The sequence below is a fragment of the Dietzia sp. 111N12-1 genome, assembly GCF_001658045.1.
Lineage (GTDB): Bacteria > Actinomycetota > Actinomycetes > Mycobacteriales > Mycobacteriaceae > Dietzia > Dietzia kunjamensis.
Genome location: NZ_LSSV01000028.1, coordinates 1 through 22,673, shown reverse-complemented (window position 1 = coordinate 22,673; position 22,673 = coordinate 1). Strand labels below are relative to the sequence as shown.

Sequence of the window (22,673 nt, the reverse complement as noted above, 5' to 3'; positions counted from 1 at the left end):
TCCAGCCACTCGATTGCGGTGGATTGAGTTCCAGGCTTGCAGGGCGATACCGATAACCAGGCGTTATGACAAGTAAACCGTGTTGAGTTGTCGATCGCGCGAACTCGACCACTCCCCGAGTTGCACACACGTCGTCCGACTTCGGACCGTACGTGACCTGCGCGTGGGCGGGCATCGAGTCGTTGCTTCGCCAACTACCGAACGTTGAACGCAGGTCGATGACGGAACGGCGGATACTGCTGCTACCTGCGGCCCTTTGTCGAAATTTGCGTTGTTCGCGATACTTTCGCACATACCGCGAGTCGCTAGACGATCGTGCGGAATGCGCAGCCGGGTCTTCTTCCAGGGCTGGCGCAGGTGAACTGGCCGCATCTGCGCCCCATAACCCGGCCCGCTCTGGAAACTCGACACCTCAGAACCCGGCATCTGATCAGTAGGCGATGCCGAGTATCCCGCGAACTCGACCTCTCCCAGAGCGGGCCAAATGGCAGGTGGCTTGGTAGAGGAGCCTAACGAGCTATCCGATTGTTAGCTGGTGGCGACTGTGCCTTCCGTGATTGCATCACGCAGCACGTGCTTGAGAATCTTCCCCGAGGGGTTACGGGGAATGGGCCGGGTGATGAGCTCGCGCGGAAGCTTGTAACCCGCAATGAACTGGGATCCGTACTCGCGGAGCGACTCCAAGGTGACCTCGCGGCCCTCGACCGGGGTGACGACGGCGATGAGGCTCTCCCCGAACATCTCGTCCGGCCGCCCGACGACCGCCACATCGGCCACGTCCGGGTGGCCGGCGAGGGCCTGTTCGACCTCCACCGAGTACACGTTGCGCCCGCCCGTGATGATCATGTCCTTCATCCGATCAACGATCGTGATAAACCCGTCGGCGTCCCGGACCGCCACGTCGCCGCTGTGCAGCCAGCCGTCGCGGAGCGCATCGGCGGTGGCCTCGGGCTTGTTCCAGTAGCCCTTCATGATGGTCTCGCCTCGGTAAATGATCTCCCCGGGCTCGCCGACCGCGGTGTCGTTGCCCTCGTCGTCGACGATCCGCGTCTCGGCGTTAGTGATGGACGCCCGTCCGGTGGCATCTGGGCGGGCGCGTACTTCGTCCGGAGTGAGGAAGATGCCGGTCGGGCCGCCTTCGGTTTGGCCGCACAGCTGGAAGAACTGCACGTGCGGCAGGGTGGCGAGCAAGCTGGTCGCCGCGCTCGGCGGCATTGGTGCGGCGCCGAAGAAGCCCAGCCGCCACGCGGACAGATCGCGCGTGCCGAGCTCGGGGTGCTGCAGCAGCATCTGGTACATGGTGGGCACGCCCAGGAACACGGTGATGCGGTGCTTCTCCAGCGCATCCAGGACCGCCTTGGGCTCGAACGCTGGCAGCACCACGTGAGTGGTGCCCAGGCTGAACCCTGACATAACGAACAGGACCAGCTCCGCGCAGTGGTACATCGGCGCGACGTGCAGATTCCGGTCGAAGATATTCATACCGAGTGCGGAAACCGAGTTCCCCACCCACAGCATGCGGTGATGGTCGAACAACGCTCCCTTGGGACGCCCGGTCGTGCCCGAGGTGTAGAGGATAATGCAGTCGTCGTCCTCGATGACCTCCACTTCCGGCGCGGTGGTCGGCATGGTGTCTGCGAGCCGCGCGATGCCCTGCGCGGCGGGCTCGTCCAGCACCAGACTTTGCGGCGCGGACGGCAGCGGATCGAGTTCGTCGAGGCCGGCCACCACCACCGCGAGCCCCTCGGAGTACAGCAGCACCGTCGCACCGGAGTCCTCGAGCAGGTAGCGAAGTTCGCGGGCCGGCACGCGAGGGTTGAGAGGCACGGCAATGGCCCCCAGTCGGAACGCTCCGTACAGGCCCAGGATGTACGCGTCGGAGTTCGGGCTCAGCAGTGCCACCCTGTCGCCCTTGCCGACTCCGAGCGACGCCAACGCGTGCGCATACTGATTGATCCGGGCCGCGAGCTGCTCGTACGAGTAGGTGCTCTCGCCGAAGATCAGTGCGGTCTTGTCCGGGTGCCGGCGGGCATTGAGCGCGAGGGCGCCTCCGAGAGTGGCCATGGTGACTCCTGAGGTGTCGATGACTCCGGGATCGGATATGTGACCCCGGACACAGCAGGGACAGTAACCGCCAGCGTGATGCTTGTACAGATGTTCAGTGAAAGTGAAACTCGAGTCAGGTGGCTGACCCGTGGGAACGATCGACAGCTCCTCCCCCGGACACGCTCACGCCGAGTTCGGGCTTGCTGCGCCCCTCGGTGTGGGTAAAGGTCCCGAGGTGGGTCCAGACGGCATCCACCAGCGGCTGCAGGAACAGCCGGCCCATCTGGTTGATGATCACGTCGACCACCTGGACGGAGTCGGCGCGACCTCGCGACGCCGCGCCGGTCTCGCGCATCGCAACGACCTCCCGGTGGGTGAGTTCGGTGAGCCGCTCCAGCAGTTGCCCCCGCTGACCACCGGGTTCGAGTAGCGCCCGGCGGAGGTAGTTGACCACCTCCGGGTTTCTGACCAGCATTTCCGAGACAGCCTCGTTCCGCACGCGAGCGATTTGTTCGCCGGACTCTTCGGTCGGCGCCGAAGCAAGAGCCGACGCGAAACGTTCCACGACGATCTGCTCCACGGCCTCGCGGAGGCCGTCTTTGGACCCGTAGTGATGGACCACCAGCCCGACAGTCACCCCGGCGGCGGCCGCGACCGCCCGCATCGGTGTGCGGTCCTCGCCGTTGGCCGCGTAAAGCTCGAGAGCGGCGTTGCGGATTCGCGCTTTGGCGGTGAGATCTTGGTCGCCGGAGTGCTGGGCGGGGCGGTCCACGCGGTCTCCCTTCGGTCGACAAACGAGTCTACGGGGACGCGCCAATCGCTAAAGCTATACAGTGGCTAAGTTTACTGACTACTTGTATAGTCGCTGAAATGAGTCCCAGATCGCTCCGACCCCTGGCCGGCATACAGGTCGTCTCTTTGGCTACCAACCTGCCCGGTCCGCTGGCCGTGGCAGGCCTTCGTGACCTCGGCGCAGCGGTGATCAAAGTGGAGCCGCCGGTGGGTGACGCCTTGGCCGTGGCCGCGCCCTCCTGGTACGCAGAACTGACACAGGGAGTGGAGGTTCGTCGGGCCGACCTCAAAAGTCGTAGCGGCCTGGAGGAGCTGACCAGGCTGCTCGATACGGCGGACGTGTTGGTGACCGCCATGCGCCCGTCAGCGTTCTGCCGACTCGGCCTCGGCGATCTCAGCGACCGCTACCCGCGGTTGTGCCATGTGGAGATCGTGGGCTACGACGGCGCCGACGAGGAGGTCGCGGGCCACGACCTGACCTATCAGGCGAGATACGGCACCATCCGGCCGCCGCACCTGCCGCTGGTCCCGGTCGCCGACACCGTCGGTGGGGAGCGGGCCATCTCGGCCGCCCTGGCCCTGCTGCTGGCCCGGGGACAGCACGACTCCGGCGGACATCAACGCATCACTCTCGACGCGGCCGCGTACGACTCCGCGGCTGCCCTCCGGCACGGCCTGTTTGGCAATGGAGCACCACTGGGCGGGGCTCTGCCCTCCTACAACATCTATGCCACCGCCGACGGCCACATCGCCCTGGGGGCACTCGAACCGCACTTCGAGGCCCGCACCAGAGAAGTACTCGATTGCGACGGCACATCCGCCGCCTACACCCGCGCCTTCGCCGCGCACACCACGGCCCACTGGGAGGATCTGGCCGCGCGCCACGACATCCCGCTCACCGCCGTTCGCGATGCCCACCCGGCCACAGCGCAGACCACTCACGCGCCCACGGCGCCCACCACCTGACCACCTTGAGGAAGGGCCCAGTCATGACCGACTCCCCCCAGCCCCGTAGTTCCCGAGCCACCCGCGAGGCCGTGATCGTCGATGCCGTCCGGACCCCGGTCGGCAAGCGCGGCGGGGCGCTGGCCGCCTGGCATCCCGCCGATCTGCTGGGGGCCACCCTCAGTGAACTGGTTCGCCGCAGTGATGTGGCGCCGGAGAAAATCGACGACGTGATCGCTGGCTGTGTGATGACGCACGACCAGCAGAGCTCCAACATCGCTCGCCATGCGGTGCTCTCCTCCGGCCTGCCCGATTCGGTGCCGGCCGTGACCGTGGACCGACAGTGCGGCTCGGGGCAGCAAGCTGTCGCATTTGCCGCCCACGGTGTGGAGGCGGGGTCCTACGACCTCGCCATCGCATGCGGCGTGGAGTCGATGTCACAGGTGGCGCTGCCATCCTCATTACAACCCGGCGCCCCGCTAGGCCCGCAATACTCCCCCCGCGAACTGGCCCGCTACGACGGCGGACTGCTGGTTCAAGGCCCGTCCAGTGAGCTGATGAACACCCGCTTCGACCTCAGCCGGGAGGAACTCGACGCCTTCAGCCGCCGGAGCCACGAGCGGGCGCTGGCTGCCACCCGCGACGGCCGCTTCGAGACCCAGCTGGTTCCGCTGCGCCGCGACCCGCTCGATGACTCCAGCGAGCCCGTGACCGCGGATGAGGGGATCCGGGCCGAGCTCGACCCAGAGAAGATGGCGTCCCTGCGGGCGGTGTTCGCCGAAGACGGCAAGACCACCGCAGCCAACTCCTCCCAGCTCAGCGACGGCGCCGCCGCACTACTCATCGCCGACCGCGAGTTCGCCGAGGCCCACGGGCTCACCCCCCGCGCCCGCTTCGTGGTCCACGCGGTCGCCGCGGCCGATCCGATCATCCAGTTCACCGCAATCCTCGAGTCCACCCGCAAGGCCCTGGACCGGTCGGGGCTCACGGTGGACGATATCGACCTGTTCGAGGTCAACGAAGCGTTCGCGGGAGTACCGCTGATGTTCCAAAAAGAGTTCGGCGTCCCCGACGACAAACTCAACGTCAACGGCGGCTCGGTGGCTGTCGGCCACCCCCTCGGATCCACCGGCGCCCGCATGATGACGGACCTGCTGACCGAACTCGAACGCACCGGCAGCCGATACGGGCTACAGACCATCTGCGAAGCCCACGGCACCGCTAACACCACCATCATCGAACGCCTCTGACGAGCCCCCTCCGTCCCAGCCACCGTCCCAACCCCACTTCAGGAGCACCAACATGACGTCCCACCCCATCGTCACCGGTCTGCCGTCGACACACGGTGACAGCTACCAGCTCAACACCACCACCCTGCTGCGGCACTCCGCCCGGACCTACCCCGAGCAGGAGATCGTATTCCGCACCATCGACGGGGGCTGGGACCGCTACACCTACGCAGACATGTTCGAGCGGGTCGGCAAGTCGGCCCACGCGCTCTCCGGGCTGGGGGCCGGCCCCGGAACGGTGGTGGGAATCCTGGATTGGAACTCCAAACGCCATATGGAGCTGTACTGGGCGATTCCCGGTATCGCATCGGTGATGCTGCAGATGAACCTGCGGCTCGCCCCGGTGGACCTGGCCTATGTCGCCGACCACGCCGAAACCTCGATCGTGCTGGTCGACGAGTCCCTGCTGCCCGTGGCCGAGGCGCTGGTCGAGCAGGGCGTCGGGGTGAAGACCTGGGTGGTCATGACGGACAAGCCACTCTCGGAGATCTCCACCACCCTGCCCGGGGTCGTCCACTGGGAAGACGCGCTGACGGCCGCGGAATCGACCTTCGACTGGCCGATGATCGACGAAACCTCGGCGTACAGCGCGTGCTACACCACCGGCACCACCGGCCGCCCCAAGGGCGTGTACTACTCCCATCGCGGAATCTACCTCCACACTCTTGCCGAGGCAGCGCAGTTGAAGATGGGCGACGACGACACCGTCATGGTCATCACCCCGATGTTCCACGGCCAGGGCTGGGGACTGCCGCAGTCGGCCATCTACTCGGCCGCCAAGGTCGTGCTGCCCGGACGGTATACGGCCGAGGACACCTCTGTGCTGGTTGACGCGATGATCTCCGAGTCCGTCACCGTAGCCAACGGTGCCCCCGCGATCTTCGAGCCGATGCTCGACTACATCCGCACACTCAAGACGCGCCCGGACTTCAGCCGCGCCCGTCTGCTGTCCGGGGCGACCGAACCGTCGCTGACGCTCATGCGCGGCTTCCATGACCTCACCGGCGCCGACATCATCCACGCCTACGGCGCCACGGAGACCACTCCGCTGGTCACCGTCAACGCAGGCCTGAAGCACACGCTGCGGGACGTGCTCAGTGAGAAGGAGAAGTGGGATCTCAAGCGGGCCCAGGGTCTGCTGGTCAACGGGATCGACATCAAGGTCGTCGGACCGGACGGAACCGAACTACCCCACGACGGTGTCTCCCAAGGCGAGGTGCTCATGCGCGGCCCGTGGATCATCGAGCGCTACCACAAGATGGAAGACAAAGGCGGCGCGTTCGCCGATGGGTGGTGGCGCAGCGGCGATGCCGGCACGATCCGCCCCGACGGCTACCTCAAGCTGACCGACCGCATCAAGGACGTGGTCAAAAGCGGCGGCGAATGGATCTCCTCGATCGACATGGAAAACGCGATCGTCGCCCACCCACAGGTCCGCGAAGCCGCCGTGGTTGGGATCGAGCATCCCAAGTGGCAAGAGCGCCCGGTTGCGATCGTCGTCCAAGAAGACGGTGCCGATCTTGACGTCGACGACATCCACGCCGTGTTGGAAGACAAGTTCGCCAAGTGGCAACTGCCCGACATCGTCATCTTCGCCGACGCGCTGCCGCGCACCAGCGTCGGCAAGTTGGACAAAAAGACGCTACGCACCGACCACGCCGATCTCTACCGGGGAGCCGAGGAATGAACAACCGGAGCGGACACGATGATGTGGTGCGCAGCGAACGACGCGGAGCCGTCGCGATCCTGCGCATCAACCGACCCGAGGCCCGGAATGCACTGAACGCCGCGGTGTTCGCAGCCTTGAACGGGCACCTAGCCGAGCTGCGGACCGATGACTCCGTGCGCGCCATAGTTTTGGCCGGCGCGAGCGGCGTGTTCTGCGCTGGAGCAGACATCACCGCGTTCGACGCCCTGCGGGCCGATCCGTTGATCGGGCAGCGGCGGGCCTCCGGGGGGACTCTATGGGCCGACCTGGAGAACTTCCCCAAACCGGTGATCGCAGCCGTCGAGGGCCTGGCCCTGGGGGGCGGGCTCGAACTCGTCCTGGCCTGCGACACCAGCATCGTCGGCCAGGGTGCCCGCCTTGGATTACCCGAGGTCAAGCTCGGCGTCATCCCCGGCGGCGGCGGCACCCAACGACTCATCCGGGCGCTCGGCAAACCTCGCGCCATGGCACTGCTGCTCAGCGGCGACCTGGTCACCGGGACCGAGGCCGCCACCCTCGGCCTGGTGGGAAAGGTGGTCGACGACGACGAGGTCGTCGAACAGGCGATCGCCCTGGCGCAGCGGATCTCGGCTAATTCCCCGCTGGCCGTGGCCCTGGCCAAAGACGCCGCCCTGGCCGCGCAGACCGGGTCGATAGCCGCAGGGCTCGAGCACGAAAAGCGCAACTTCGTCTATTCACTCGCCTCAGACGACAGCCACGAGGGCCAGGCCGCCTTCGTGGCCAAGCGTTCGCCGAACTTCACCGGCCGCTGACCCGGCCCGACAAGGACAAGATCATGACCACCACCCTGTTCCCCGACCACCGCCCCACCTGGCAAACCGAGTCCCACGAGTTGCTACGGGACCACGCCCGCGCCTTCTTCGCCAGAGAAGTCACCCCCCGCCAGGCGGACTGGGCCCGGCAGGGCCACGTCGACCGCGAACTCTGGAACAGAGCCGGAGCGGCAGGCCTACTGCTCACCGACATCGCCGAAAAGGACGGCGGCGGGGGAGGCGACTTCGGCCACGAGGCTGTAGTGGCCCAGGAACTGGCGTACGCGCACGACAGCGCGTTCGGCTTCACCGTGCACTCCACGATCGTCAGCCACTACATCAACGCCTACGGGACCGAGGAGCAAAAGCGCCGCTGGCTACCCGGGCTCGCCTCCGGCGAGAAAGTGGTGGCCGTCGCCATGACCGAGCCTGGTACCGGCTCAGACCTGCAGAACGTCAAGACCACAGCGATCCGCGACGGCGACCACTACGTGGTCAACGGCGCCAAGACCTTCATCTCCAACGGCACCCACTGCGACTTGGTTGTCATCGTGGCCAAGACCGATCCAGCGGCCGGCGGCAAGGGCATCTCCCTACTAGTCGCCGAGGTCGACAATAACGTCGCGGGCTTCTCCCGCGGCGCCGTCCTCGAGAAGATCGGCATGCACGGATGGGACACCCGCGAACTCTTCTTTGACGACATGCGGGTACCGGTGGAGAACATCCTTGGCGAGGAGGGCTCCGGCTTCGCCGAACTCATGACCCAGTTGCCGCGGGAGCGACTCATCATCGGAGTCGCCGGCGTGGCAGTGGCCGAGGCCGCGGTGATCGAGACCATCCGGTACGTCAAAGAGCGCGATGCGTTCGGCAAGAAACTCCTGGACTTCCAGAACACCCAGTTCGTACTAGCCGAGTGCAAGGCCGACGTCTACGCCGGCAAGGCGCTGATCGACGACGGCATCCGCCGCCAGATCGACGGCACCCTCGACGCCGCCGGCGCCTCGATGATCAAGCTGTGGGCCACCGACATGCAGTGCCGCGTGGTGGACAAGTGCCTACAGCTGTTCGGTGGCTACGGCTACATGATGGAGTACCCCATCGCCCAGATGTACACCGCCTCCCGCGTGCAGCGGATCTACGGCGGCACCAACGAGATCATGAAGCTGCTCGTAGCCAGGTCGCTGTGAACGCCACTCCCCCAAGTCCGTCCGTCTACGCCGAAGACTTCACCCCGGGCCAGATTCACAAACTGGGCGATCACACCGTCTCCAAGGCCGAACTGGTCGATTTCGCCACCCGCTGGGACGCACAGTGGTTTCACATCGATGAGGACGCCGCCAACCAGGGTCACTTCCGCGGACTCATCGCCAGCGGGGTACACACCATTGCCATCGCTCAACGGCTGCTCACACAAACAATGCTCAACCAATGGGCAGTGATCGCCGGGCTCGGATTCGACAAGGTACGGTTCCCGGCGCCCGTCCGACCCGGCAACGTTCTCACCGGAACCGCCCAAATTGCCGAGATCACTCTCGACGGAACACGCGGACGAGTGAAGATAGAAATGCGGCTGACCGATCAGGACGACCACACCGTCCTCTACGCCGAACTGACCATCGTCATGTGGCAAAGAGAGCAGGCCACGACACCGTCCGGAGGCTTCAACTGACACACGGCAGGACGTCACCAGAAAGAGCAACGGTCCCGCCCTACATCGACGAAGCGACCTTCATCTCGTATCCGCAAGTCAGCGTGGGACGTGTGACGACCCCACCTCACGACGGTGGCTGCAAGGTAGTCAAACCCCCGTCCGAGCGCGTCCGCTAGCGGTCGATTTTGGGACGCTCCCAGAGGCAACGTGTTTCGCTAGGCCACCAATGTCTGAAAACCCGTGTCGACTCCTATCGGCACCTCGACGCCGCGCCAACCACCAATGAAGCGGCGTCCGAGACTTACGACCAACCACGATAGTTGCAAAAGCCCCTTGAGCCAGGTGCAGGGACGGGCCCGGCGAGGCCGTTGTCCCATCAATTACCTTCATCGAACCAAATCAAACCCTTAGGTTTTCGCCGACATTGCCTCCGACAGATCCGGAGCCTCCGGAACGTCCCCGGCACCGCCGGTGGCGTGCTCGCGCATCCACGCCGCGACCTCGCCGATGAGCACCCCATAGGCCCTGGCGATCGTCTCCCACGTCGACATAGCAGTCCCTCCACAAACGCGGTAACGGATAGTCGGTAACGTTTCTTGTTACCCAGGTAGCCCGACTGGCGTCCGGCGGGATGGTGCTCGCCCGAATATCGTCGGCGGGCGTGCGCGGCGGGCGGTTCGTCGGCGCGTAGGACCCCGGCCGACGACCCGAGGGCGATTCCGCCCAACGGCTCGGTATGCGCCAAGATTTCCGCGTCTGCGACAGCCATCTCGCCACCGTGCCCCTTCTCATACGGGTCCAAAGACATCAATCCGTGAGGCGTCCGAACGTCCACCGCCCGTCCCTTTCAGGTACTAATTTGCCACCTGTATGCAGCCGCTCTACCTCCAGTGGTGCACCCCGATGAGGTGAGAACCGAGTGTGCTCGCGAGGAATGGGCGAACTTCTCGACGTTCGCGATACCCCTGAGTCGCTGCAGAAGATCGTCTAGCGAAGATCGATGCCCTTCAAGACCGGTCACGGTATGCGCGCGTCTGGGTCATGGAGGGCGCGTCCCGCCGTCCGTAGCGTGAGCCGCATCACCTCACCCCGGATCGAGGGGACGCCCACCGTGAGGATGTCTGCAGCTTTTCGGCGGTTACGGATATATGGACGAGTACCCGATCTCGAAGATTGTTGCCGACTCTCGAATCCAGAAAATATACGGCGGCACCTACGAAATCATCTCGTGCTCGTTGTAAGACTGCGAAGAATCAAGTGATTGGGAGATGCGATGGGGCCACTTGACGGAATTCGTGTTGTTGAGATTGCCAGCCTTGCTCCCGCACCATTCGGGTGCATGGTGCTGGCCGACCTGGGGGCGGAGGTTATTCGGGTGGACCGCCTGGGGAGTAGCGCGGCGATCACGCCCCCGGAGGGCCCGCTCGATCGGGGACGCAGCACTATCGCGGTGAACCTGAAGACCACGGAGGGCGTCCAGGTGGTACACCGACTGGTCGCTGGCGCGGACGTCTTTGTCGAGGGGTTTCGACCTGGTGTGGCCGAGCGTCTGGGAGTAGGGCCAGAGGCGCTTATCGGCGCGAACCCACGGTTGGTGTACGCCAGAATGACGGGCTGGGGCCAGGACGGCCCGCTCCGGGACAGGGCCGGCCACGACATCAACTACCTCGCGCTGGCCGGGCTACTCGAGCCACTGGCCAGGAGCGGGGAACGTCCCTCGGCGCCGATGAACCTGCTCGCCGACTTCGCCGGCGGCGGGATGGTCATGGCTCTCGGCATAGTGTCCGCCCTCGTCGAAAGGCAGCGATCGGGCCGCGGACAGGTGATCGATGCGGCCATGGTTGACGGCGCGTCGCTGTATTCGTCGTTCATGCGCGGGATGCACGCCCACGGGATGTGGAACGAGGAACCAGGCACCAACATGCTCGACGGTGCCGCTCCGTTCTACGACACCTACCGCTGCTTGGATGGCCGGTTCGTCGCCGTGGGTTGCGTCGAGCCCCAGTTCTTCTCCGAACTTGTCTCGATTCTCGATATCGAATCGGAGCACCTCCCGGATCAACATGACCCCACAGGGTGGGGCGTGTGGCGGCACCTGCTGGAAGAGACGTTCGCCAGTAGGAGCCGTGATGAGTGGGCCGAGCTGTTCGCTGACTCCGACGCCTGCGTGACACCAGTCCTCTCCCCGTGGGAAGCGCCAGCTCATCCACACCATCAAGCCCGCGGGTCGTTCCTTGAGCTCGATGCAGTCGTGCAACCTGCCCCAGCGCCACGTTTTAGTCGATCCGAAAGCGCCGCCCCGGTGGCCGCGGATGACTCGGGGCGAAACGTGGCCCGGACTCTGCAGCGGTGGGGGTTCTCCGAGCCCGAGGCCGCCTTCCTCATCCAATCCGCAACCGTCGCCTGACGGTAACGGGACCCGTTTACTCACCACAGAACAGGATTGACTCACATGGGAACTCTGGACGGTAAGACCGCCATCGTCTCCGGCTCCGGCCGCGGGATCGGACGAGAGATCGCGATGAAGCTGGCTTCCGAAGGGGCCGGCGTCGTGGTCAATGACCTGGATGAAGGCCCGGCTCACGAGACGGTCGCCGCCATCAACGATGCGGGCGGACGGGCAGTGGCGTGCGTTGGCAGCGTGACCGACGAAGGATTCGCGGAACGGTTTGTCAGCACTGCTGTCGACGAGCTCGGTGGACTGGACATCATCGTCAACAACGCCGGGTACACCTGGGACAGCGTCATCCAGAAGATGTCCGACGAACAGTGGGACGCGATCCTCGACGTCCACCTCAAGGCGCCGTTCCGGATCCTTCGGGCTGCCCAGCCGGTCATCGCGGCGTCGGCCAAGGCGGCCCGCGAACAGGGCGAGCCGGTCCCGTGCCGCAAGGTCGTCAACATCTCCTCCGTCGCCGGCCTGGGCGGCAACGCCGGACAGGCCAACTACGCCGCGGCCAAGGCCGGCATCACCGGCCTGACCAAGACCTTGGCCAAGGAGTGGGGCCGCTACAACGTCACTGTGAACACCGTGGCCTTCGGCATGATCACAACCCGCCTGACCGAGATCCCGGCCGATGGAGACGGAACCATCGACGTCGCCGGCCGCGAGATCAAAGTGGGAGTGAACCCGAACCTGCTGGCAGCGATGGAGTCGATGATCCCCCTCGGCCGCAGTGGAACCCCCGAGGAAGCCGCGGGAGCGGTCTACATGTTCTGCACCCCCGACTCGAACTACGTCAGCGCGCAGACCCTGGTCTGCGGCGGCGGGTTCATGATCTGACGAGGACGACCGTTATGAAGACCATCCCAGGAGCGCTCCGCGCCACCGCCCGACGCGTCCCGGACACCGTCGCGATCAAGTTCGCGGACTTCGAATGCACCTATGCCGAGTTCGACGCAGAAGTCGACCGCACCGCCCATGCATTGGCAGGGTTGGGGCTGGGCCGAGGTGATCGATTCGCGCTCATGGGCACCAACTCCGACCGATTCATCGTGGCCTTCTATGCCGCCTCTCGAGTCGGGGCCATCGTAGTCCCGATCAACCCGGCCTCGGCCCCGCCTGAGCTGCAATATCTTCTGGAAGACTCCGGTGCCAAAGTGCTGGCGTACGACCTTTCCTTGGCGTCCTCAGTCGATGGCGCCAGGCCGCACTTTCCCTCCACGACCGAGCACGTAGTGTCCCTGACGCACGGGGGAGCAGATCCCTCGCTTGTAGAGCTGTCCAGCCAGGCCGCCGGCGACCCTTTCGAGGATGTGCCGACCGAAACTGACGACTCGCTGATCCTCTATACCTCGGGCACCACCGGTAAGCCCAAGGGAGCGTTGTTCGATCACCATCGCACCATCTGGGTGGGTATGGGATGCGTGGGTTCCACCGGCATGAAAGCGGGGGACCGGTTCCTGCACGTTGCTCCCCTCTATCATTCGGCCGAGCTGTGCATCATGCTCGTGCCCGGGACGCTGCTCGGGGCAACCCATGTCGTCCTACCCGGTTTCGATCCCGGCCCGGTCCTCGATGCGCTGGAGACCGAGAACATCACCATGATGTTCGGGGTTCCCACGATGTTCCAGTTCTTAATGCTCTCCGGCATGGGAGATCGTGACCTGCCGGCCCTGCGCACTGCGCTTTTCGGAGCCGCCCCGATGCCGGCCAGTGCGGTGGAGTCGCTGACCCGCGCGCTGCCGCACGTGGATCTGATGCAGCTGTGCGGTCAGACCGAGGGCGGTCCGGGCGGCATCTATTCCACCTGCGAGCAGGTCAGGGCCCGACCCAGTGCGAGCGGTCGCCAGGCGACGATGTTCCTCGAAGCTAAGGTCGTCGACCCGGACGGTGACCCCGTGCCGGCTGGCGGAGTGGGGGAGCTGATCCTCCGAGGCGAGAGCATCATGAAGGGCTACTGGAATAAGCCCCAGCAGACCGCCGACACCGTCCGTGACGGGTGGCTACACACCGGGGACCTGGCCCAGGGCGACGCGGACGGGTACATGACGTTGGTCGACAGGCTCAAAGACCTCATCATCACCGGCGGGCGGAACGTCTACTCGGTGGAAGTCGAATCAGTGGTCGCTGCCCATCCCGACATCGCTGACGTCGCTGTCGTTGGTCGCCCGCACGAGACGTACGGTGAGAGCATCATCGCTCAAGTCACACTGCGGGAGGGGTCGACGCTGACCCTTGCCGAGCTTCAAGAGTTCTGCACCGACAAAATCTCTCACTACAAGATTCCCCACGATCTAATCGTCGGTGAGATCCCACGTAATGCCTCCGGCAAGATCCTCAAGCACAAGCTGCGTGCTGCCCTCGGTTCATGACTTGCTAGCCGGCTTCCGGCTCCTACTTGTCCGCTTCGCCAGATCCCGGGCGGTAGGAGCCGGGGGCATTTCCGGTCCATCGTTTGAATGCCCTGTAGAAAGCCGACGGTTCGGAGAATCCGAGGCGGGTCGACAGCGCCGTGATGGACTCGTCTCCTCGAACCAGGCTGGCGATCGCGGCATCTCGCAGCAGCTCCTCTTTGAGCGTCGATATCGAAGTGCCTTCGTCGCGCAGTACCCGCCGTAGGTGTTGGGTGCTCATCGCCAGTCTGCTGGCGACTGCGTCGGCGTCCATCCAGTCGCCACGCAGTCCCCGCTCGAGAAGGTGTCGGACTTGGCCTGCCACGGTCAGGTCATGCTCTCGAGAGTTGAGCAGGTCTTGCGGCGCCTGCCGTAACCACTGCTCGACGGCCTTCTCGTCACGCACGGTCGGCAAACCAAGTATCTGGGTCCGAATCACGAAAGCAGCAGTTGGCTGGTCGAACGCGACGTTGGGGCCGAAGATGATCTCGTAATCCTGTGGATGCTCTGGCGTGGGGTAGGGCAGCAGTACCTGGTCGACAAGTAGCCGCCTGCCGATCAGCCAGCCCAAGAATCGCACTGTCACCGCGAGGCTGATATCGACCATGAAGTGAGTCGGATCGCGCTCAGGGTCGATAGCGACCTCCACACGGACACAGTCGTCGTTCTTGTGCACTGTTATCACAGGCAGGCCAGTGACAACCCGGCTGAACTGGCTCCACCTGTCCAGCACCGCCCCCAGATCAGGAGCGCTCAGCACCGCCAGGCTCAACATCCGGAAAGTACCTCTGGGCGCCTTCGACGGCCCGAGTCCGAACAGTTCGTCATCGGTGAGGGCCCAGAGCTCCCGGATCATCGCCGAAGCCTGGTCGACTGTGATCCGGGACCGGTCGTCGAACAGAAGGCGCGAATCTACACCCAATCTACGGAGCCAGGAGTCTAGGTCGTACCCGCGCAGCTCGACGGTCTCGGAGGCAGCGCGCAAGAACCTCACCGGCAACGTGCGGGGCGTGGCCACTACACCTCCTGCCCTCAAACCATTTCGGTCAGTGTTTACGCGAACTGAGGTCATTCGCACCGCATCGCATCCTACGTAGCGTCCCTTGAGTACAGCGTGCACAGTCCAAGCGAGAGGCCCTGTGGTGACCGATCCAGATCACGACTTTCAGTTCGACCTGCTCGAGCAGTGGAGCGACACGGTGGTCTTCCACGCCACACGCGAACACATCGCGGCATTCGCGGCAGCAACCAACGACGACCATCCCGTACACGCCTCAGGCGATTTCGCTCCCCCTGTGTACGCCGTGGTGCCGGTCTTCGCGACCATGGCGCGCACGACCATGGCAGTGGTCCCCAGCGAGCTTCAGATGAGAATTCTGCACGGCGAGCAGGAGATGCGCTACGCCCGCCAGATCGCCGCCGGCGACGAACTGCACTGCCGAGCCAAGGTGGTCGGCATTCATGGCCGCTCATCAGGCGCTGTGGTGACCACGTACGTCGAGACCACTGACCCTGCTGGAGCGCTGGTCAACGAACAGTACTTCTCGGGGTTCTTCCGCGGCGGCAAGCTCACCGACGGGCACGGCGTTGAAGCCCCGGGCCACCAGCTGGACCCGTCGCTTCGAGAACGCGACTTCGACAACGAGGTGGTCCAGAGCTTCGACGACGACCAGACCTACCGCTACGCCGACGCATCTGGCGATACGATGCCGATCCACACCGACCCGGAATTCGCCCAGTCTGTCGGTTTGCCCGGGATCATCATTCACGGGCTGTGCACGATGGCGTTCGTCTCCCGGGCGGCCGTTCAGACCGCCTGCCCCGAGGATCCGTTCCGCCTCAAGCGGCTCGCGGTGCGGTTCAGTGCCCCCGCCTTCCCCGGCAGCACGATCACCACCCGTCTGTGGAAGACCGACAAGGGCACCTACGCCTTCGAGACGACCTCCCAGGACGGGTCAGTGGTGATCAAAGACGGGGTCGTCCAGGTCAGCGACTGACCTTCCCCTTCGATTTTCCCTCCCCCAAGTAGAAGGAGCGCAATGAGTAACAAGGTTTATGTTGTCGGAGTCGGTCTGACTAAGTTCGAGAAGCCTGGCCGCCGCCTGGGTTGGGATTACCCCGACATGGCGCGTGAATCGGGGACCGCAGCTCTTCAGGACGCCGGGATCCGCTACGACCGCGTGCAACAGGCTTACGTCGGCTATTGCTTCGGGGATTCCTGTTCCGGCCACCGTGCGGTCTACGAGCTCGGACTGACCGGTGTGCCGGTGTTCAATGTCAACAGCAATTGTTCCACCGGGTCTTCGGCACTGTTCTTGGCCGCTCAAGCAATCCGCGGTGGGCTGGCCGACTGCACGCTCGCGCTGGGCTTCGAAAAAATGAAGTCGGGTTCGCTGTCTATGGGAGCCGATGACCGAGCAGCCCCCATGGGGCGCCATGTCGAGGCGATGGCCGAGCTTCGCGAGATGGCCTTCCCCCCCGCCCCGTGGATGTTCGGCGCCGCGGGCCTGGAGCACAACGACAGGTACGGCTCCTCGCCGGATCATTTCGTGAAGATCGCTGAGAAGAACCATCGTCACTCGGTGAACAACCCGTACGCCCAGTTCCAGGACGCCCTGAGCGTGGAGCAGATCCAAAACGACAAGATGATCTACGCCGAGGCCGGGTTGACTCGATCCCAGTGCTCCCCGACATCGGACGGTTCGGGCGCTGCCGTCCTGGCCAGCGAGCGCTTCGTCGATGAGCACTCCCTCGGCGATCAGGCCATCGAGATCATCGGGCAGTCGGTGGTCAGTGACCTACCGTCAACGTTCGCAGATCGCAGCATGATCAGTCTCGTGGGCGCCGACATGAGTCGGACCGCGGCCCGTGAGGTCTATGGACAAGCCGGCATCACCCCAGACGACATAGATGTCATCGAGCTCCATGACTGCTTCGCCCCCAACGAGCTGCTGACTTATGAGGCCCTCGGGCTTGCAGCCGAGGGCGAAGGGCACCACCTCGTCGACCGTGGTGAGACGACCTACGGTGGCCGCTGGGTGGTCAATCCTTCCGGAGGGCTCATCTCCAAGGGCCACCCCTTGGGGGCCACCGGGCTCGCTCAATGCGCGGAACTGACGTGGCAACTGCGCGGCACCGCCGACCGGAGGCAGGTCCAGGACGCTCGGATCGCACTTCAACACAACATCGGCCTGGGCGGCTCCGCAGTGGTCACCGCCTACCGCCCGGCCAACCGGTAGTAAACCGTTCGGCGGGAAATGTCCGCCACCGAGCAAGGCGAACCTGCAGGTCGGCTAAGAAAAAGTAGGAACTATGTCGTCTGCTTTCTCGGGCTCGGTGGCCGGCAGTAGGAGGACGGAACTCGATTCTTGCTCTCGGACCCGAGAGCACCTCGGTGATACCGGCGAGTACGCCGAGCAGACCAAATGCATCTCTAAACATTTGTGATCGAAGACGAGAGATTGGTCAGCGCTCAGCGACCGAGATCACTCACAGTTGGAAGGAACACTTCACGTGTCAGTGCCCGAGGCCTATATCTTCGACGCGGTGCGCACGCCCCGTGGCCGGGGGCAATCGAGCGGTTCGCTCCACAGCGTCGCCCCGATCGACCTCGCCGTCTCCATCGACGGCTTCGAGTGCCCGGGCCGTCCGGGGAAGGACGACGTGCCGGGTCTGGTGCTCATCCCCGCCGCGGCGGCGCGGCTGTCCATCCCGATGCTGGCCTCGGGCGGCATCGCCGATGCCCGCGGCCTCGTGGCCGCGCTGGCGCTCGGGGCGGACGGGGCCAACATGGGGACCCGGTTCATGTGCACGGCCGAGTCGCCCGTCCCGGAGCAGGTCAAGCAGCAGATCGTGACCAACTCCGAGCTCCACAACACCGCCCGGGTCGCGGCCAACGCGATCTCGGCGGAGGTCGTGGCCAAGGAGGCCGGCGGCGCAGAGTTCGCCGACATCCAGCACCTGGTCGCCGGCGCCCGGGGCCGCAAGGTCTTCGAGGACGGCGACCTGGACGCCGGGATCTGGTCCGCCGGTCAGTGCCAGGGGTTGATCGACGACGTGCCCACGGTGGCTGAACTGGTCGACCGCATGATGGCCGAGGCCGAGGCGATCATCTCCGATCGGCTGGCCGGGATGATGGCCGCCGTGGAGTCGGTCCGATGACCGCCACGGGGCGGGACGCCGTCAAGGTCGAGCGCGACGACCTGGGCGTGACCACAATCAGCATCAACCGGCCCGACCGGATGAACGCACTCGACTACGCCACGGTGACCGCATTGGTCGAGCTGATCACCGAACACGGCGCAGACCCGGAGACCCGCGTCATCGTGCTCGCCGGGGAGGGCGGGGCGTTCACCACCGGCGCCGACCTCCAGTCGATCAAGGAGCCGGGCGGCGACACGCCCAGCCCCGACGACACGATGAACAACGCCGCGGCCCTGGTCCGCGCGGTGCTGACCGCCCCGATCCCCGTGATCGCCGCGGTCAACGGGCCGGCGGCCGGGGTCGGGGTCTCGCTGGCGCTCGCGGCCGACCTCATGCTCATGGCAGAGGACGCCTACCTGCTCTTCGCGTTCATCAACATCGGGCTGATGCCCGACGGCGGGGCGAGCGTGCTGCTGCCCTCGGCGGTCGGTCGCCTCCCGGATGCTACTGCGCGGGGACGCCGTCTCGGCCGCCGAGTCGCTCGACGTGGGGCTGGCCCTGGACGTCCTGCCGGCGGCGGAACTCCGCGCCGCCGCTGCCAAGCTCGCCCGCCGACTGGCCCGCGGCCCGCGCCGCGCGCTGGAGCTGACCAAACGCGCCGTCACCGGCGCCACGCTGGCCGAACTCGACGCCGCACTGGGCCGCGAACACGAGGGACAGTGCGAACTCCTGGTATCCGACGACTTCGCCGAAGGGGTCTCCTCGATCCTCGAGAAACGCCGCCCCAATTTCGCCTGATTCAATTACCCCGTATTTCCCTGCTCCGCGGCCCCCCGTTCGCAATCCATCTCCGATCAGATCCAACCCCAGTTCCGGTGGCTGCTGCTCACCCTCGATAATCTGCAGCGCCTGGGCCAGAACCCCGTCTCACAATGAAGCGACTCATGCGTCTGCAAAACGATCGATATTGGGACACACTGTCCGAGCCACAGCATTTCGCCAGGCACCAGTGTCTGGAAACTTGTGTCGACCCGCTGTCCCAAAACCAAGGAACTGGAACCAGGCGCAGCGACGATGTGCTCCGGTCGACCACAACGCCCATCAGGAGCCCGGCGCGAACTGCCGCCAGCTTTTTCTTTCCGCCACCCGACAGCGATCGGCCTCGGTGAGCCGACAGTCCATTCCGGAGGCTGGAGGTCCACTCCGACCTGAGTTGGACCTCCTTAGTGCCCGACGACTCAGATCGACCTAGACAGATAATCGCAGCTCAACGCTTCAATTGGAGAACCACTGATTCCATCTCGTGGCGCCGAATCCGAAAACAGCCGAGAACTTTGATCATGGAACCTGCTGAGCTGGGCAAACGTAGAGCCCAGATTGGCTACGGATCTTCGTGAAGCGCGACCTGGAAGTCCGGAATCAGGCCGGGCTAGTGCCCCGATCACAGCGAGCACAACCTTGTGACCAGCAGATTCGAGCTTGCAGTTGACCAGAACGGGGTCAGGAGGTCCAACTCAGGTCCGATATCCGGACCTTATGTAAAGTCGAGTACTGCGTATTGCATCAGATGAATCAATCACCACCTCCCCGTGACCGCTGGTCCGTAGCATGCCCTGACCAGGACAAACTCCAGAGCGTCGACCTCCGAACCCGACCGTGAGGTCACGATCGACGGTCTGGTAGGACCTTCGACGTCCGACTGGCGGCGCGTGTTGGCCTGCACCTTTTGCCTTTGTGTCGCTGGCCAAACGTGGTCTCGCTACGTCGGAGACGGGAATTTAGACACCGACTGACACATTGCTCCGACGGTGACGGACCGTAGACCATCAGCACACTGCAGTGCACGCCCGCCCCGGACCGTGCTGAATAACACCGTTGTTATTAGCACCAACTAGACTCTTCCCAAGAGCACCGAAGCCCCGAACACTCGGGGTGGAGCGCTCAGGGCCTGGCGTCTAGTTGCGGAAACTAGGGCTCCGACTCTAGCGGTTCCATGCGTAGTGCTCGCAAGGGGGCCCACGGCCCAGAACGGAGGCGAGCCCCATGGCCCGCACCGCAAGTAGGAGCGCCCGGAGCGGACGCTTTGTTAAGGCCTCGACCGCACGTCGGAGTCCCCGGACCACCTCGACCGAGAAGACGGGTCGAGGAACGTCTAACAAGACGACTGTCCATCGCTCGACCATCACGGGGCGGTTCGTCAAGGCTGCAACAGTCCAGCGCCACCCCGACACGACGATCAGTCAGCGGGTCTGAGCGTGGCCGGTTTCAAGATGAATCCCGGATGGGAGAAAGAACTCGAGAAGGCCATCCGGCCCGCCATGAAGAACGTCGCCTCTGACTACCAGAAGATGTTCGACTCCCTCTCCCGTCGCTACAAGGGCCGGCCCGTCTCCGCAATCAAGCCCGTGCTCAAGCGCGAGTGGGCTCGGATCGGCGGGTCCATCTCCGATCCCGAGTTGACCGAGTACGCGACGCATATCAGCGACGGCACTCGGATCCAGATGGGGGTCAAGTAGGTCCGGTGGAGTGCGGCGGCGAGGGGAAGTGGCCGCCGCACTCCACATCCCGGAAGGGCAGGACTTGTCGGACTCGACTACTAAGCATCTATTACGCGCCGAGGTGGTCTCAGCACGCAGAACGAAAGGACGCCGACCATGGCTAAATCAGTGTTCTACTCCTTCCACTACGCCAACGACTGGTGGCGGGTCAATACCATCAAGAGCATGGGAGTCATCGAGGGACAACCAGTGCTCGATTCCCAAGACTGGGAGAGCGTCAAGAGGCAGGGCGACGACGCTATCCAGCGGTGGATCGAGCGCCAGATGGCTGGCAAGGACGCGGTGGTCGTCCTCGTGGGATCCGACACGGCGAACAGACCGTGGGTCCGCAAGGAGATCGCCTACGCATGGGACAACCACATCCCGCTCTGCGGGGTGCGAATCCATGGTCTGAAGGACCAAGACCAGCGCACAACCAGCGCCGGACCTGACCCTTTCGCCAAGGTCTCTCTGAAAAACGGCGGAACTATCGCGGACTACATCCAGCCATACAACCCGATCGGCAGGGATAGCCAAGCGGTGTATGCGAACATCAAGGCTTCCCTTCCCGGGCTGGTTCAGAATGCATACAAGCGATCCTGATTGCCCATTCTGCGAGATCGTCCAGCGGGACGATCCCGATGCTCGCGAGGTCTACCGCGACGAGCACGTCGTGGCCTTCTTCCCGACCGAGCCTGCCGTCCTTGGACACACCATGGTCGTGCCACGAGGGCATGTCCCGGACATCTGGTCCCTGCCCGAGGAGACGTCGGCGCATCTTGCCCGGGCCACCGTTCGCCTCGCGGCTGCCGTTCGCGGGGCCGTCGAGCCCGAGGGGCTGAACATCATCCAGTCCAACGGCGAGGCGGCGACACAGACTGTCTTCCACCTACACGTTCATCTTGTCCCCCGCTGGGCCAGCGATGCGATGGGACCAATCTGGCCGGAGGAGACCGACTACACCGAGCAGGCTAAGGACCAAATGCAAGATCGCGTTCGCCAAGCGTGTCGAGAGATGCATGAGAATGACTGATTTCTCGACGCCAACTCAGCACGATCCCGAGGACCGTCGCAAACACCTCGACTTCATTCAGTCCGTGGTCACACGCATGTCTGCCGCGTCCTCCAACGCCAAAGCGTGGCTCTTGCCCGTGGTCACTGCCGCCTACGGGTACGCCCTGACCCAGAGAGCCGATTCCGTTGCTCTGCTCGGCCTCGGCGCGACTCTGCTCTTCGCCTATCTTGACGCCAACTACCTGCGTCAGGAGAAACGCTTCCGGAGCCTTTACAAGGCCGTTGCCTCCGGGCGCTACAACATCGAGACCTTCTCGCTCCAGCCCGACGACCTACCTTCAAATATTCCAACAAAGGAGACAGGAGACTGGCCACCGGTCATGCCTCGCTGGGTTAATCGGATGCTGCCCGGGCCGAGCGTTTGGCTCTCCTGGTCGGTCGGCGCCTTCTACCTCCCCGTAGCCATTGTGGGCGTGGTGATCGCCTGTGTAGTCCACTAGACTTCGCTATTCCGTCGATCGCCCTATTCAACCGACCAGGCCGCGGCCGGAGGCACTTCTATGGGGTGTCGGCAGCGCTCAACCAGTGTCCGGCGGACCTTCCTGATTCCCTATTGAATGATGACTGAAAGCGCCCCGGCAGTACGCCCACTTCGAATACTCAAACTGTCCATTAGCTCTTTTTGAGTGGTCGGCAGCTGGCGCCGCCACTGAGGCGGAGCTACCGGCCGTGTCTGGCTTCAGTGGCGCTCTGGCCGTCGGGCCGCGTACCGTCTCGGCCAAGGTAGCCCCGCGCCCGATGGATTCGCCCATCGGTCCCTCTAGTGCGTGGGGCATGTATATGTATCCCGGCACCACCGGTCGCACGATGCCCGTGTTCGTTCCGAGCATCATCTTCCAGGACAATTCTCTTCCACCACTGCGTATCGGTGATGTCATC

Annotated in this window: 19 protein-coding genes and 3 pseudogenes; 18 read left to right on the top strand and 4 right to left on the bottom strand. The window is 64.6% G+C overall.

Features of this window, described 5'->3' with window-relative positions:
• Positions 1-528 precede the first annotated feature (528 nt).
• Both AYO52_RS07110 and AYO52_RS07105 read right to left on the bottom strand, forming a co-directional pair.
• Positions 529-2,064 carry a long-chain fatty acid--CoA ligase gene (locus AYO52_RS07110; protein WP_008382189.1) on the bottom strand — a complete coding sequence of 512 codons (1,536 nt, stop codon included), beginning with the start codon at positions 2,062-2,064 and terminating at the stop codon, positions 529-531.
• Positions 2,065-2,179: 115 nt separating this feature from the next.
• Positions 2,180-2,818, bottom strand: coding sequence for a TetR/AcrR family transcriptional regulator (locus AYO52_RS07105; protein ID WP_067715176.1), 639 nt, complete (start codon positions 2,816-2,818; stop codon positions 2,180-2,182).
• A gap of 98 nt (positions 2,819-2,916) precedes the next feature.
• Here AYO52_RS07105 and AYO52_RS07100 point away from each other — a divergent pair, with 98 nt between their 5' ends.
• The 6 genes from AYO52_RS07100 to AYO52_RS07075 are packed head-to-tail and all read left to right on the top strand — an operon-like array spanning position 2,917 to position 9,222.
• Positions 2,917-3,804 (top strand): CoA transferase, encoded by an 888-nt coding sequence (locus tag AYO52_RS07100; protein ID WP_008382193.1) that lies wholly within the window; start codon positions 2,917-2,919, stop codon positions 3,802-3,804.
• Positions 3,805-3,827: 23 nt separating this feature from the next.
• Positions 3,828-5,033 carry a thiolase family protein gene (locus AYO52_RS07095; RefSeq protein ID WP_006897083.1) on the top strand — a complete coding sequence of 402 codons (1,206 nt, stop codon included), beginning with the start codon at positions 3,828-3,830 and terminating at the stop codon, positions 5,031-5,033.
• 52 nt (positions 5,034-5,085) lie between these two features.
• A complete protein-coding gene (locus tag AYO52_RS07090; RefSeq protein ID WP_067715173.1) occupies positions 5,086-6,759 on the top strand; it encodes a long-chain-fatty-acid--CoA ligase in 1,674 nt (557 codons plus the stop codon).
• Positions 6,756-7,553, top strand: coding sequence for an enoyl-CoA hydratase/isomerase family protein (locus AYO52_RS07085; RefSeq protein ID WP_008382197.1), 798 nt, complete (start codon positions 6,756-6,758; stop codon positions 7,551-7,553). The genes AYO52_RS07090 and AYO52_RS07085 overlap by 4 nt, the downstream gene beginning before the upstream one ends.
• Positions 7,554-7,576: 23 nt before the next feature.
• Entirely contained in the window at positions 7,577-8,740 is a 1,164-nt protein-coding gene (locus tag AYO52_RS07080; protein ID WP_008382198.1) for an acyl-CoA dehydrogenase family protein, read from the top strand.
• Positions 8,737-9,222 carry a MaoC/PaaZ C-terminal domain-containing protein gene (locus tag AYO52_RS07075; RefSeq protein ID WP_006898348.1) on the top strand — a complete coding sequence of 162 codons (486 nt, stop codon included), beginning with the start codon at positions 8,737-8,739 and terminating at the stop codon, positions 9,220-9,222. The genes AYO52_RS07080 and AYO52_RS07075 overlap by 4 nt, the downstream gene beginning before the upstream one ends.
• Before the next feature lie 389 nt (positions 9,223-9,611).
• Here AYO52_RS07075 and AYO52_RS18205 read toward each other — a convergent pair whose 3' ends face one another.
• Entirely contained in the window at positions 9,612-9,755 is a 144-nt protein-coding gene (locus AYO52_RS18205; protein ID WP_156523550.1) for a hypothetical protein, read from the bottom strand.
• A gap of 567 nt (positions 9,756-10,322) precedes the next feature.
• Between AYO52_RS18205 and AYO52_RS19120 the strand changes: the two are divergent.
• The 4 genes and pseudogenes from AYO52_RS19120 to AYO52_RS07060 all read left to right on the top strand — a co-directional run.
• Positions 10,323-10,445: pseudogene (locus tag AYO52_RS19120) on the top strand (acyl-CoA dehydrogenase family protein); the annotation flags it as partial.
• Positions 10,446-10,477: 32 nt separating this feature from the next.
• Positions 10,478-11,611, top strand: a complete 1,134-nt coding sequence (locus tag AYO52_RS07070; protein ID WP_067715170.1) for a CaiB/BaiF CoA-transferase family protein — start codon at positions 10,478-10,480, stop codon at positions 11,609-11,611.
• 45 nt (positions 11,612-11,656) lie between these two features.
• Positions 11,657-12,487 (top strand): SDR family NAD(P)-dependent oxidoreductase, encoded by an 831-nt coding sequence (locus tag AYO52_RS07065; protein WP_067715167.1) that lies wholly within the window; start codon positions 11,657-11,659, stop codon positions 12,485-12,487.
• Positions 12,488-12,501: 14 nt separating this feature from the next.
• Complete coding sequence (locus AYO52_RS07060) at positions 12,502-14,019, top strand: class I adenylate-forming enzyme family protein (protein WP_067715164.1); 1,518 nt, start codon at positions 12,502-12,504, stop codon at positions 14,017-14,019.
• Between the two features lie 22 nt (positions 14,020-14,041).
• Here the strand turns inward: AYO52_RS07060 and AYO52_RS07055 are convergent, their stop codons facing one another.
• Positions 14,042-15,058, bottom strand: a complete 1,017-nt coding sequence (locus tag AYO52_RS07055; protein ID WP_067715161.1) for an AraC family transcriptional regulator — start codon at positions 15,056-15,058, stop codon at positions 14,042-14,044.
• Between the two features lie 181 nt (positions 15,059-15,239).
• Here AYO52_RS07055 and AYO52_RS07050 point away from each other — a divergent pair, with 181 nt between their 5' ends.
• The 8 genes and pseudogenes from AYO52_RS07050 to AYO52_RS07015 all read left to right on the top strand — a co-directional run bounded on the left by AYO52_RS07050 (position 15,240) and on the right by AYO52_RS07015 (position 22,234).
• Positions 15,240-16,037 (top strand): MaoC/PaaZ C-terminal domain-containing protein, encoded by a 798-nt coding sequence (locus AYO52_RS07050; RefSeq protein ID WP_216635312.1) that lies wholly within the window; start codon positions 15,240-15,242, stop codon positions 16,035-16,037.
• Between the two features lie 42 nt (positions 16,038-16,079).
• Entirely contained in the window at positions 16,080-17,279 is a 1,200-nt protein-coding gene (locus tag AYO52_RS07045) for a lipid-transfer protein (protein WP_067715158.1), read from the top strand.
• Between the two features lie 373 nt (positions 17,280-17,652).
• Positions 17,653-18,201: pseudogene (locus AYO52_RS07040) on the top strand (NAD(P)H-dependent flavin oxidoreductase); the annotation flags it as partial.
• Positions 18,198-18,981, top strand: a pseudogene (locus AYO52_RS07035) (enoyl-CoA hydratase-related protein). The pseudogenes AYO52_RS07040 and AYO52_RS07035, both read left to right, overlap by 4 nt.
• Positions 18,982-20,438: 1,457 nt before the next feature.
• Positions 20,439-20,699 (top strand): hypothetical protein, encoded by a 261-nt coding sequence (locus AYO52_RS07030; RefSeq protein WP_067715155.1) that lies wholly within the window; start codon positions 20,439-20,441, stop codon positions 20,697-20,699.
• A 138-nt stretch (positions 20,700-20,837) separates the two neighbouring features.
• Positions 20,838-21,323 (top strand): TIR domain-containing protein, encoded by a 486-nt coding sequence (locus tag AYO52_RS07025; RefSeq protein WP_067715152.1) that lies wholly within the window; start codon positions 20,838-20,840, stop codon positions 21,321-21,323.
• Complete coding sequence (locus tag AYO52_RS07020) at positions 21,304-21,753, top strand: HIT family protein (protein ID WP_082923837.1); 450 nt, start codon at positions 21,304-21,306, stop codon at positions 21,751-21,753. Before AYO52_RS07025 ends, AYO52_RS07020 begins: the two co-directional genes overlap by 20 nt.
• Complete coding sequence (locus tag AYO52_RS07015; protein ID WP_067715149.1) at positions 21,746-22,234, top strand: hypothetical protein; 489 nt, start codon at positions 21,746-21,748, stop codon at positions 22,232-22,234. Before AYO52_RS07020 ends, AYO52_RS07015 begins: the two co-directional genes overlap by 8 nt.
• Positions 22,235-22,673 lie beyond the last annotated feature (439 nt).

Excerpts from the sequence above, each read along its gene's own strand:
- AYO52_RS07025 (WP_067715152.1), top strand. The coding sequence starts at position 20,838 with ATGGCTAAATCAGTGTTCTACTCCTTCCACTACGCCAACGACTGGTGG.
- AYO52_RS07020 (WP_082923837.1), top strand. The coding sequence starts at position 21,304 with ATGCATACAAGCGATCCTGATTGCCCATTCTGCGAGATCGTCCAGCGG.
- AYO52_RS07060 (WP_067715164.1), top strand. The coding sequence starts at position 12,502 with ATGAAGACCATCCCAGGAGCGCTCCGCGCCACCGCCCGACGCGTCCCG.
- AYO52_RS07015 (WP_067715149.1), top strand. The coding sequence starts at position 21,746 with ATGACTGATTTCTCGACGCCAACTCAGCACGATCCCGAGGACCGTCGC.
- AYO52_RS07100 (WP_008382193.1), top strand. The coding sequence starts at position 2,917 with ATGAGTCCCAGATCGCTCCGACCCCTGGCCGGCATACAGGTCGTCTCT.
- AYO52_RS07065 (WP_067715167.1), top strand. The coding sequence starts at position 11,657 with ATGGGAACTCTGGACGGTAAGACCGCCATCGTCTCCGGCTCCGGCCGC.
- AYO52_RS07045 (WP_067715158.1), top strand. The coding sequence starts at position 16,080 with ATGAGTAACAAGGTTTATGTTGTCGGAGTCGGTCTGACTAAGTTCGAG.
- AYO52_RS07095 (WP_006897083.1), top strand. The coding sequence starts at position 3,828 with ATGACCGACTCCCCCCAGCCCCGTAGTTCCCGAGCCACCCGCGAGGCC.
- AYO52_RS07080 (WP_008382198.1), top strand. The coding sequence starts at position 7,577 with ATGACCACCACCCTGTTCCCCGACCACCGCCCCACCTGGCAAACCGAG.
- AYO52_RS07110 (WP_008382189.1), bottom strand. The coding sequence starts at position 2,064 with ATGGCCACTCTCGGAGGCGCCCTCGCGCTCAATGCCCGCCGGCACCCG.
- AYO52_RS18205 (WP_156523550.1), bottom strand. The coding sequence starts at position 9,755 with ATGTCGACGTGGGAGACGATCGCCAGGGCCTATGGGGTGCTCATCGGC.
- AYO52_RS07070 (WP_067715170.1), top strand. The coding sequence starts at position 10,478 with ATGGGGCCACTTGACGGAATTCGTGTTGTTGAGATTGCCAGCCTTGCT.
- AYO52_RS07085 (WP_008382197.1), top strand. The coding sequence starts at position 6,756 with ATGAACAACCGGAGCGGACACGATGATGTGGTGCGCAGCGAACGACGC.
- AYO52_RS07090 (WP_067715173.1), top strand. The coding sequence starts at position 5,086 with ATGACGTCCCACCCCATCGTCACCGGTCTGCCGTCGACACACGGTGAC.